The following is a 12,271-nucleotide window of genomic DNA, read 5'->3' on the forward strand; positions in this document are numbered from 1 at the left end:
CTTGGAAGCACGTCCTTAATAGGGCGTGCTTTTTTGGTACTGGCATGCCTAAGGCTGTATCGTCCAAAGCGGTTCGAAGAGGAGTCGTTTAATCACCAACTCAAATATTGTCCCATTAATGGTTATTGGGTTCATTTAGATGGAAATAATGATTGATAAATTGTTATCCAGAGTATAGTATTAGCTTATAGGGTAAAAAGAGTCTAAAGGTCTTCGTTACCCGTTAAAATGGTATTGAACTTGGGAGGTGTGATCATCGTGAAAAAAATTAATAAGTTGATGATCTTAGGCATGCTCGTTTTTGGGGTAACGGGGGCAACAATGATCAATCCTGAAATGACGACCGCAGCGCATGCTAGCGCCAACATCACCATTGATGGCAAGATGAACGACTGGAAAGATGCGACGTTAACGGAGGGCTATAATGGTTACACGGCACTCGCGAGTGCTGGCCAGTATGTCAATGTTTACGTCAAGATGAAAAATGGTGCTGTGCCAGGATATGGCGACTATAATTTCACTATTGATGGTAAGACGTATTATATTTGGTCTAAGAATATTTCAGGTAGTGTTAGCTCGGGAACGGTCAAGTCCTTCACATTAACTGGTGGTAAATGGAACGATGGTACTCAGTATGGAACTGTCGGGACGGGATATGTGACCAACGACGGTTCGCATAATTATGCCGAATTTCAGATTGACTTAACCAAGTTAGGATTAACTGACAGTGCGAGTGGTAAGCAGATTTCGATGGTCAATCCGAATATCGGCAGTGACTCTACGACTAGCACTGTTGGAACAATTACGACGACTTCAACTAGCTCAAGTAGTAGTACCAGTTCAAGTACAAATGCGAATTCTACAACTAGTTCAAGTTCTACGACTAGCACCAGTAGTGCAGCCAGTTCCTCAGCAACTAGCTCAGCTGGGGTAATTACTGATAAAAGCACGGTCTCTTCCAAGGCGTCCTCGACGACGGACAATAATGTAGCCAATGACAATGATAATCTCAACATTAAAATCGATGGTAACTTTAATGATTGGAAGAACGTGACTTTGACCGAGGGTTATAACGGTTATATGGCAATGGTTAGTGACGGGAAGTACGTCTACGTTTATGTCAAGATGAAGTATGGACAGGTTCCCGGTTACGGGGATTATAATTTCGACATTGGTGGTCAGAAGTATTACGTGTGGTCCAATGAGATGCCTAGCTCGCAAAGTGACGGGGCGGTCAAAGCTGTCTCATTTACGGGTGGTAAGTACAATGAGGGCCATCAGTACGGGACGGTCGGCAACGGGTATGTTTCTCAAGCCGGTTCACATTCGATTGCTGAATTCCGAGTGGACTTGAGCAAGTTCGATATTTCAACGATGACCGGCCAAACGATTACGATGTCCAATCCGAATATCGGTAATCAAAAAATGACCGTGGCCGGGGGCTCAACTGGTCCGTACGTAATTTCCGGTGTCGGTGTCGTAATCGTTGCTTGGGGATACTTTAAATTCCGCAAGCGGCGTCGATTAACTGCAACGGATTTACCGACCACTAAGAACTGATGATTGATAACATGTTGTGCTCGTTATTATTTAGCATTAACCACGATTAAAACGTGCCGTTCCTTTAAATTCAGAAGCAGCCAGCTTAAACCCGCTGGAAATAGATACGAGTTGGTGTAAACTTGTTTTGCTGGTTCGTCCTAAGCCGACTTCCAGGCATTTCTGCCAATTGCTGGAACGCGGTGGACACAGATTTAAGCCGCAACCCACGTCTTAAATACTGGTCTTCCACTAACCAAGCCAAGGACGCTTGCTAAGTGGAATTTCACCGCTGAGCATTGGCCGAAACGCCTGGAAGTCGGGACAGTGTTCGAATGGCGGACATGTGCGTACCCAACTTTTGGTGAATTCGTCATTGTTTTTCATAAACCATAATTTTGTCAATCAACTGTCAGACTGAAAATGATATTGAGATAGCTCACTAATCCTAAATTGTTGTAGTGAGATTTAATCTCTTGACGGAGTGCTTAATACACCTAACGCTTTGTTTAAAATTCCAGTATCAAAATAGTCAACGACAAATTGTACCGAGTTCGATGGTCGTTCATTAGCCATTCGAGCGGCTTCCCGACCGGAGGGGCTGGGTGACAATGCTCAGTAGCCAAATTATTCTTAGTCGGAAGTGTCTTTCTTCCGGCTTAGAATAAGACTCGTATTTGAGATGACGCGGGTTAGGCGTTAGCTCAAATCGACGTCGGCTGCGTTCCAGCAATTGGCACCCAGCCCCGGAGGTCGGCATAGGACGCGCACCGGCTGACGAACAGGAATCTAAAATTGGCACGTTTTAATCATGATTAAAGATAGATTAACTTGCACGATGTGAATTGAATCGATAACTATTGAACTAATGATATTTAATTTACTGACAATCAATTTATAACCACCGGCGGCTTAGGCGCGTCGGTAAGCTAATTAATAGGACTGATGTACGATGAATGTAAAGATCCTACTAGGGATTGTGATATGGTTATACGGACTGTCAGTGCTCAAACGGGCTCGGCTATCTGCCTTCTACTTCATTGTGGGAAGCGCCGGGCTCTTTTTTATCTTGACGGCAATTAGTCGTCCGTATTGGGTGTGGTTTTTTACCCACGCTGTGATTCATGGGGTAGCGCTGTTTAGTGATATCATCGGTTAGTGCAGTATTATGTTCAAAATGGGCCTGGTCTACATTATTAATAGTGGTAATCCGGTAATCATGTCGATTGATTATGAATGCTCGGGAATCATTGAGACGTGCGCATTTATTTCGCTAGTAGCCTTTTACCCGGCTTACCAGCGCCGTGAAAAGGTGTTTTATGGTGTTTTTGGATTGTTGTATATTTACTTGATTAATGTATTACGCCTGTCCGTGGTGATTGTGATTGTTCACTTTGGCGGTGGTCAAACATTCTTTCTGGCTCATTCAGTGATTGGGCGGTTACTGTTCTATGTTCTGGTCATTGTCTTATATTACAATGTTTTTACCTATTCACAGTTAGCTCGAGGACTTTATCAGCAGTTTATTGATTGGAGGGAGCGAATCCTGTGATGTACTGGATAAACTTAGCGCTGACTAGAATGGGGTTTTGGATTACCTGGGCCTTAGTGCCGATCGTGGTGGAAATTATTCCGGCAATTATGTCGACTATTAAGTTAATGCGACTACATCGCCACATGCCCCGGCTTAAAGCGCCTGCTAAGTGGCCGTGGGTAACCATCATTGTACCGGTTTATAATTCTGAAGATACGTTATTTGACTGCATTCGTTCCATCGATCATCAAACGTATGATAAAAAAAGCATGCAAATTATTTTGGCGAATAATCAGAGTACCGATGATAGTTTTGGGGCGTATGCCCGCGCCCAAAATGCGTTTCCTAATTTATTTTTACGGTATGTCAATACTGACAAGGGGAAAGCTCGCGCGCTTAACGCGGCCATTTACGAGAGTATTGGTAGTTATGTCATTAATATTGATAGTGATGGTTTATTGGAACCCAACGCGATTAAAAATATGGTACTACGGTTCGAGAACGATGAGCAGATTGCGGCCATGACCGGGGCAGTGCTCCCACAAAGAAACTTGGTTAAGCAAGTTCATGGTTGGTGGCATCGGCTGTTGGCTAAAAATGAGTATTACGAATATGCACAGGCTTTTCTTTCTGGCCGTACCATCGAGTCGTTCCGCGACCAGTTGTTTACCATGTCAGGAGCTTTCTCGGCATTTCGACGGGAAGTGTTAATGGAAACTTTCTTGTATGACACCGATACAATCGGTGAGGACACGGACATGACGTTTCAGATTCGGACACGTTTAGGCAAAAAGGTCGTTATTTGTGCAGATGCTATTTTTTATGTGGCGCCAATTTCAGGCTTTTCCGAGTTATATACGCAACGCCAGCGCTGGCAACGTGGTGAACTGGAAGTTGCACAACATTATATGTCACAAACAGCTAGCATCAAGGGCTTTTTCAAAGAATTTTTGGTGCGGCGAATTATGATTGATCACACGTTTACGTTTCCACGAATGATTTGGACTTTTGCGACGATTGTTTTGATTGCTTTTGGCTATTCAACTGTGGTCGTGGGGCTTTCATATCTCTTGATCTATAGTTTATACGTCATGGTAGGGGTTATTAACTTTATTAGTGTTGGTATTTTATTAAAGCCGTATCCTGAAGAACGCCATTTCTACAAGCATTTATGGTGGCTAACATTAACGCTGCCACTTTATATGTTTTTGACAGCTTGGATTCGATTGATTGGTGTTATCAATGCGATGACGACCCAGGCAACTTGGAAAATGCGGGGGTTCACCGAAGAATGGCAACGGTTGTTGGCCGTCTTACGTGATGATAGGCGTACAATTCACAATCACTATCGACGCCGGAAAGGAAAATGAGTTGAAGCGGCACGTGTTGGCTGACTACAAGATATCACGCGAAGTTAGCGGAATATCTTGATTGTTTAGTTCAGGTGCAAGAATTCAAACGAAGTAGATTAATGATGAGACGTTATTTTTATCAATTTAGTCAGAAGATGATTACGAGCGTTTGGTGGTTACTATTTGCACCAATGTTGTTATTTGCAGTAATGTCGCCGAATATTATTTTAGGGGATAACGCGACGTTTGGGACGAGTACGACCTTATTGACGACGGGGTTGATTATTGTGATTGTCGCCGTGTTGATTATGAACTATGCGTATCCGCGCGTTCATCGGGTGCTATATCGACTACTAATCACAAATCAGCTCCGGACGGCTGGTGTCTTGTTAGCACTCGTTTTTATTGGTCAGCTCGTATTCGTGACATTTGTCCATCCCGTCAGTGGCTTTGACGCTGGGATGCTCCACTATGCGGCTACCAGTGCGAAACACGTCCAGGAGGTGGGCGTGACGGCGTATTACAGTCTTAATCAAAACAACATGCCAATCATGCTTTTTATGCACTGGCTATCGGAAGTGACTGGTCAAACTTCATGGCAATTTTTTGATTACGTGACGCTGTTTTTTGTCGATCTTTCAGCAGCTTTCAATTTAATGAGCGTATTTGTGGTACGACGCTCGGCGTTAGGAATCGCTATGTATCTGCACGCCGGTTGGTTAGCGGTTTTTCCAAGTATTATTATGCCGTATACGGATGCTTGGGGACTACCGCTGGTTTCGTTTTTCATGCTGTGCTATTTTGTGATGAGTCAAACGAAGCGACCGCCGTCACTGCGTGTGGCCGCCGCCGTCGGGTTTGGCGTGAGTGTGACATTAACGTACTTCATGAAACCCTCATCCATTATTCCGGTAATCGCCATTGCCATCATCAGCTTTTTAGCACGCTTGCGGTCGCGGCAGGGTTCACAAACGACGATGATTTTTGTGACGGTCGCCATGGCAATCTTGATGCTCGAAAGTGCCGGCCTCACTTATCATTATACGAATCAGGCCATCCAGAACCAGACGTATATCAAAATCGATAAATCAAGGTCGATTCCGGCGATTCATTTTATGGCCATGGGCGTTTACGGCACCGGCGGGTATAGTGAAAAGCAGGCGATACAGATGGCCGTTTTGCCCACCAAGGCACAAAAAACGGCTTACTCAATCAAGATGCTGAAGCGTCAGCTCAAGAAACTGGGACCGTGGGGTTACCTTGAATTCTTGGTAAAAAAGCAACGCAATAATACTGCTGACGGGACCTTTGGCTGGTTGAAGGAAGGCAATTTCTTTCGCGAAAATCAAAAACCAAGCAACCAGGGCTTTAGTAATTGGTTAAAAAACTTTATTTATTTATACGGTCGCCATATTGCAGATTTTCGGTTTGTGGCGCAACTGTGGTGGTTAGTGCTACTCGTGATTATCGCGTTGGGTTTTGGCCCGCGCTGGCAATTGATTCAATTGCTCCGGTTGGCGATGATTGGTGGGGTTTATCTTCCTCCTCTTGTTCGAAGGTGGTCGGAGTCGGTACCTAATTCAGTACTTACCGTGCCTGCTATTACTGGGCGCATTCTCATTTGAACGGGCAGTTGCGAATGTCCGGCGTGTTAGGGATTGGTATCAGCGTAAGTTGCGAGCCGCGATTGCGGCAGATGAGTCCGAGTGAGCGTGCAATCGTCCCAGTGCGTGACACGAAAGCGATCGTTAACGAGCGGTTAGCAATCCAAAATAGCTGTGGTGGGTCCTAAATAGGGCTTACCACGGCTATTTTATCGTTCACGTTGTCGATTGTTGGCTCTTGCGGGGGCGCTTATCGCGTTATGGGTGGCAATGCGCGACAAATTCATTCCGACGTCAAGTGCCGGAACGGCGCGGGTTGTTCAAATCGTCTAGGTACGTTCATTTAAGGAAAATACACTGATTTGGAGGCGCTACCAGTCGGTTATTAATGAGGCTAAACGCACTGGTTTGTAAATCAGTAATCCAAACTTGATTAAAAAACAACAAATTAATATGTGAAAATGCTGTGTTAAAATCGACTTATGCTATAATTGTTGCAAGCAAACAGTTCGCGTTATTGTGGGGGATAATCCGAATTGAGATATTAATTAGGGTGGGATTTAAGCTCATGTGGAAAAAGTTACACTATATGGACTATGTGCTGTTTATCCCGTATTTGATTCTCAGCGGGATCGGCGTTGTCATGGTCTATTCATCGAGTTCATACGTAGCCGCACAAAACGGTTCGACACCCACCGGTTATTTAGTTAAACAACTGATCTGGGTCGTCTTAGGCTTAGTGATCACCTTGGTTTGTATGAATTTGAAGATCGACTATTTTAAGCAAACCAAGTTACTTGGTATGTTAGGGTTTGCGATGTTATTTGTTCTGGTTCTCCTCCGATTGGTTGGTCAATCAATTAATGGGGCGGCTGGCTGGATCATTTTGGGACCAGTCTCGATCCAACCAGCTGAATTTTGCAAGTTTTACCTGATCATTTACTTGGCATCAATTATTTCTCAACGGGAGGCACATTTTGGGGTGGCTCGAATCCGTGAATTGGGTGCTCAGTTTGTGATGTTGTTCGCGATGATTTTACTGATTTTTGTGCAACCCGACCTTGGTGGGGCCACGATTAATTTAGCCATCGCGGCGGTTATTTTGTTTGCGAGTGGCATTTCATACTTTGTAGGTGTTGGTGTCTTTGCTGGGGCGGTCGCGGCCTTTGAATGGATTTTAGTACCTTTAGTGAGTCGCATGCCCCAAAGTGCTTTTGCAAATTCTTATCAGTTACGGCGGTTTCTCGGTTTCCTGAATCCGTTTAAAACGGCTTCAGGAGCGGGGACGCAGTTAGTCAACTCTTACTATGCCATCTCAAACGGTGGTTTGACAGGCGTTGGGATTGGGAATAGTTTGCAAAAACGTGGTTATTTACCCGAACCGAACACTGATTTTATTATGTCAATCACTGCCGAAGAACTCGGACTAATTGGCATTTTAATCGTAATGGGCTTACTACTTGTCATCGTGATGCGCACGATCTATATCGGGGTTCGTGCGACTAATACGTTCAACGCGTTGGTCTGTTACGGTGTCGCAGCCTACATGACCATTCAAGCATTTATTAATGTGGGTGGGATCGTTGGTCTGATTCCGATTACTGGGGTGACCTTCCCATTCATGAGTTATGGTGGTTCTAGCATGATGGTATTGACGCTTTCACTAGGATTGGTATTAAACATTAGTGCACTTGAAAAAATGGCGCGCCTTAATACAGTTCGACAGGCAGGCTAAGACGATTTTATTTGGAAATGAGGGATTTTGGTGAAGAAAGTATTAATTGCTAACCGTGGTGAAATTGCGACCCGGGTCATTCGTGCTTGCCACGAATTAGGCCTTCAGACTGTTGCGATTTACGCCAAAGAAGATGAGTTTTCAGTTCACCGTTTTAAAGCTGATGAAGCGTACTTAGTAGGTGAGGGTAAGGCGCCGATTGCGGCTTACCTGGATATTGAAGATATTATTCGCATTGCTAAAGAAAATCATGTGGATGCGATTCACCCAGGTTACGGCTTTTTATCTGAAAATGCTACTTTTGCTCGGCGGATTGCTGAAGAAGGCATGACCTTCGTTGGTCCTAAGCCAGAGCACCTCGAGATGTTTGGTGATAAGATTACGGCCAAACGTGTAGCTCGCGATGCCGGCGTGCAGACGATTCCGAGCACCTTACACCCGGTTACTAGCCTGAACGAGGCGTTACAGTTTACTCAGCAATACGGTTATCCAATTATGATCAAAGCTGCCATGGGTGGTGGTGGTCGGGGAATGCGCATCGTTCATGAAGCTTCTGAATTACAAGAAGCTTTTGACCGTGCCCGTTCAGAGGCCATGCAATCCTTTGGTGATGACGAGATTTACTTGGAAAAATTCATCGCGAATCCCAAACACATTGAAGTCCAGATTTTAGCGGATGCTCACGGCAATGTCATGCATTTATTTGAACGTGACTGTTCTGTTCAGCGCCGTAATCAAAAGGTGATTGAATTTGCACCGGCCGTGGCCCTGCCAATCGAGTTGCGTCAAAAGATCTGTAACGCCGCAGTCGACTTGATGAAGAGTGTACACTATTTAAACGCCGCAACGGTTGAATTCTTGGTTGAAGGGGACCAATTCTACTTCATGGAAGTTAATCCGCGGGTTCAAGTTGAACATACGGTGACAGAAATGATTACCGAAATCGATATTGTCCATGCTCAGCTCAAAATTGCGATGGGTGGTGACCTATTCGAGGATTTACGGTTACCACATCAAGACGCATTGACATATAAGGGTGCGGCAATTCAGTGTCGAATTACGACGGAAGATCCCGCAAATGATTTTATGCCAGATACTGGTCGCATCGAGACGTACCGGTCACCAGGTGGTAATGGGGTTCGTTTGGATGCTGGTAATACCTATTCCGGCGCAATCGTAACACCTTATTTTGATTCACTGCTTGTAAAGGCTTGTGTTGCGGCGCGGAACTTCAAAGCGGCCGTTCATAAAATGCGACGCGTCCTAGTTGAATTCGATATTCGCGGCGTGAAGACGAACATTCCGTTTATGCTGAATGTGATTGACAACCCAACGTTCCAAGCAGGTGAAGCGGGGACCCGGTTTATTGATCAGACCCCAACGCTCTTCAAATTCCCTGACGATACGCAACGTGAAGATAAGATGTTGAAGTATATTGGGAATGTGACGGTCAATGGTTTCGCTGACGTTGCCCAACATTCGAAGAAGTACTATCCGGACGTTGAGTTTAAGGATGATTTTCAACCGATCGCACCCGACATCGTCACGGCAAAAGACGTGTTGGATCAACAAGGTGTCCAGGGATTACAACAGTGGTTGTTAGCCCAGAAGCAAGTGTTATTAACAGATACGACCATGCGGGATGCGCATCAGAGTTTATTTGCAACGCGGATGCGGACGAAGGATATGTTAGCCGTTGCCGCGGCTTCACAAAAAGCGTTGCCACAGTTATTCTCCTATGAGATGTGGGGTGGTGCGACGTTCGATGTGGCCTATCGTTTTCTAAATGAAAATCCCTGGAATCGGCTGAAAGAACTTCGGCAGGCAATGCCCCGGACACTCTTCCAAATGTTGTTCCGTGGTTCCAATGCGGTGGGTTACCAGAACTATCCAGATAATGTGATTCGCGAATTTATCTTAGAAGCAGCTAAGAGTGGCATTGATGTTTTCCGCATTTTTGACAGTTTGAATTGGATTCCTCAAATGGAAAAGAGTATTCAGGCCGTCAAGGAAACCGGGAAGATTGCGGAAGCCACGATTTGTTATACGGGCGACATTATGGACCCTGACCGGCAAAAATACAATCTTGATTATTACCGTCAGCTGGCCTTGGATCTGCAATCAACTGGTGCCGATATTATTGCTATCAAGGATATGGCGGGTGTGTTAAAGCCAGAGGCCGCCTATGAATTAGTATCGACGTTGAAAGACGCGCTGTCCGTGCCAGTTCATCTGCATACGCATGATACGACTGGTAATGGAATCTTTACCTATGCCCGAGCAGTGGAAGCTGGTGTTGACGTGGTCGATGTTGCTGCGAGTGCGCTATCAGGCACGACCAGCCAACCATCAATGAGTTCGTTGTATTACGCATTAGCCCACAATGATCGTCAACCTGATGTTGATATTAACAACGTTGAAGCCATCAATCGGTATTGGCAAGGCGTACGGCCATACTACCAAGACTTCTCGAACGGTATGACCGGACCACAGACAGATATTTATCAGACGCAGATGCCGGGTGGACAATATTCTAACTTGCAGCAACAAGCTAAGGCTGTTGGTCTTGGGGATCGTTGGGAAGAAGTTAAGACGATGTATGCGACGGTCAATGATATGTTTGGTGATATTATCAAAGTTACGCCCAGCTCTAAAGTTGTTGGTGACATGGCCCTGTTCATGATGGAAAATCACTTGACACCGGACGATGTTTATAATCAGGGTACCAAGCTCGATTTCCCGGCATCGGTCATCAACTTCTTTGCTGGCAATCTTGGTCAACCAGTCGGAGGCTTTCCAAAGAAGCTCCAGCAGATTGTCTTGAAAGGCCAGCCAGCGTTGACTGTGCGGCCCGGTAGTTTAGCCAAACCAGCTGACTTTGCTGCGATCAAAGCAGAGCTATCGGCTAAGCTTGGTCATGAAGCGAGCCATCAGGAAGTGCTCAGCTACATCCTGTACCCGAAAGTATTCATGGATTACGACGCTAGCCATAAGCGCTACGGGCACGTATCACTGTTAGACACACCGACCTTTTTCCAAGGCATGCGGCTCGGTGAGACGGTCAATATTGAGTTAGCCAAAGGTAAGACGATGATCGTCAAGCTTAATCAGATTAGTGATCCCGATGTCGATGGTGTCCGGACACTTTACTTTAGTATCAATGGTCAAAATCAAGAGATTATGGTCAAGGACAATGCTATTCACCAATCGGCAACCAGCACGCGCAAGGCGGAACCAACTAATGAAGATGAAGTTGGCGCAACGATGAGTGGTTCAGTTCTGAAACTGTTAGTTAAGAAGGGCCAAACGGTTAAGAAAGGTGAGCCATTACTTGTGACGGAAGCAATGAAGATGGAGACAACCATTCAGGCACCGGAAGATGGGGTCATCGAACATATTTATGTTAATGCGGGTGACGTCATTCAGACGGATGACTTACTGCTCGAGATTGCACCACAATAAGGATATTTCAAGCAAAAACACTAGTGGCTTAGGTTACTAGTGTTTTTTAGCTTCAGCGCTTCGCCAATAAAAACCACTGCGTAGTTAAGAACTTAGTTGACGAAATGCTGAATCTAGCCTAACATTTAAACAGCAATGCTAGTAGAAGAGGTGAGGTTCGATGGATTTTACAGTTAAACCGCGCCGGTCGCTCATCGTTTATATGCATTCGATGAAGCAGGTGCGTCAATTGAAACGTTTTGGATTAATTCAATACCAATCGCGTAAAGAGCATTATGTGGTCTTGTACATGGATGAAAGTCAAATTCCGGCCGCGACCACGAAAATCAAAAAATTAAATTTTGTCCGCAGGGTTGAACCGTCATACCGCCCGGACGTTGCAATGAACTTTGGCGAACGTGTGGATCAAGGCTTTTTTAAGCCAACCACGACTGGTGCGCCTGATGACGATGATGAGGATTAAGTTGGTGAAGATGAAATGCGAATTGTAGCAGGAGACTTTGGTGGTCGGCGGCTCAAAGCCGTGCCAGGCATGCAAACTCGGCCGACGACGGACAAGGTTAAAGAAGCTGTTTTTAATATTATTGGCCCCTATTTCGATGGTGGGCAGTCCCTAGACTTATTTGCTGGGAGCGGTGGCTTGAGTATCGAAGCTGTATCACGCGGAGTGGCTCGGGCCGTCTTGATTGATCGGCAGTATCAAGCCATCAAGACGATCAAGGATAACATTGCCGTTACAAAAGCCCCCGAACGATTTGAAGTTATCAAAGGCGATGCTGAGCGTATTTTGGACCGATTAGCATCCCAAGATGAATACTTTGATTGGGTGTTTTTAGACCCACCCTATGCCAAGCAACAGATTGTGAAGGATATTCAGCATTGTGATGCACTAGGATTGCTGAATCCGGGTTGTCGGATCATTTGTGAGACGGATACGAATGCGAACTTGCCAACGGTCTTACCCGGATTTGAGTTGATCAGACAACAAGATTACGGTATTACGGTCATTACCATTTACCAAAAAGTAACGGAGGTCGGGTAAGTT

At 45.3% G+C, this 12,271-nt stretch carries 6 protein-coding genes and 2 pseudogenes; all 8 read left to right on the top strand.

The window, feature by feature from the left end:
• Positions 1 to 258 precede the first annotated feature (258 nt).
• The 8 genes and pseudogenes from ACWQAU_RS10525 (at position 259) to rsmD (ending at position 12,268) form a co-directional block, all read left to right on the top strand.
• On the top strand, positions 259 to 1,560 hold the full coding sequence (locus ACWQAU_RS10525) for a Firmicu-CTERM sorting domain-containing protein (RefSeq protein WP_027822006.1): 1,302 nt from the start codon (positions 259 to 261) through the stop codon (positions 1,558 to 1,560).
• Positions 1,561 to 2,491: 931 nt separating this feature from the next.
• Positions 2,492 to 3,091: pseudogene (gene xrtG, locus ACWQAU_RS10530) on the top strand (exosortase family protein XrtG).
• Entirely contained in the window at positions 3,091 to 4,443 is a 1,353-nt protein-coding gene (locus ACWQAU_RS10535) for a TIGR03111 family XrtG-associated glycosyltransferase (protein ID WP_011101666.1), read from the top strand. Before xrtG ends, ACWQAU_RS10535 begins: the two are co-directional and overlap by 1 nt.
• 101 nt (positions 4,444 to 4,544) lie before the next feature.
• Positions 4,545 to 6,135: pseudogene (locus ACWQAU_RS10540) on the top strand (TIGR03766 family XrtG-associated glycosyltransferase).
• Positions 6,136 to 6,597: 462 nt separating this feature from the next.
• Positions 6,598 to 7,764: an FtsW/RodA/SpoVE family cell cycle protein gene (locus tag ACWQAU_RS10545; RefSeq protein ID WP_003645668.1), complete on the top strand. Its 1,167-nt coding sequence runs from the start codon at positions 6,598 to 6,600 to the stop codon at positions 7,762 to 7,764.
• Between the two features lie 30 nt (positions 7,765 to 7,794).
• Positions 7,795 to 11,226, top strand: a complete 3,432-nt coding sequence (locus ACWQAU_RS10550) for a pyruvate carboxylase (RefSeq protein WP_027821344.1) — start codon at positions 7,795 to 7,797, stop codon at positions 11,224 to 11,226.
• 160 nt (positions 11,227 to 11,386) lie between these two features.
• Positions 11,387 to 11,689: a YlbG family protein gene (locus ACWQAU_RS10555; RefSeq protein ID WP_003640811.1), complete on the top strand. Its 303-nt coding sequence runs from the start codon at positions 11,387 to 11,389 to the stop codon at positions 11,687 to 11,689.
• A 15-nt stretch (positions 11,690 to 11,704) separates the two neighbouring features.
• Positions 11,705 to 12,268, top strand: a complete 564-nt coding sequence (gene rsmD, locus ACWQAU_RS10560; RefSeq protein ID WP_003644585.1) for a 16S rRNA (guanine(966)-N(2))-methyltransferase RsmD — start codon at positions 11,705 to 11,707, stop codon at positions 12,266 to 12,268.
• The last annotated feature ends 3 nt before the right edge of the window (positions 12,269 to 12,271 follow it).

It is taken from the genome of Lactiplantibacillus sp. 3062, assembly GCF_055413545.1.

Coding starts and splice junctions, on each gene's coding strand:
- ACWQAU_RS10535 (WP_011101666.1), top strand. CDS start 3,091: ATGTACTGGATAAACTTAGCGCTGACTAGAATGGGGTTTTGGATTACC.
- ACWQAU_RS10545 (WP_003645668.1), top strand. CDS start 6,598: ATGTGGAAAAAGTTACACTATATGGACTATGTGCTGTTTATCCCGTAT.
- ACWQAU_RS10555 (WP_003640811.1), top strand. CDS start 11,387: ATGGATTTTACAGTTAAACCGCGCCGGTCGCTCATCGTTTATATGCAT.
- rsmD (WP_003644585.1), top strand. CDS start 11,705: ATGCGAATTGTAGCAGGAGACTTTGGTGGTCGGCGGCTCAAAGCCGTG.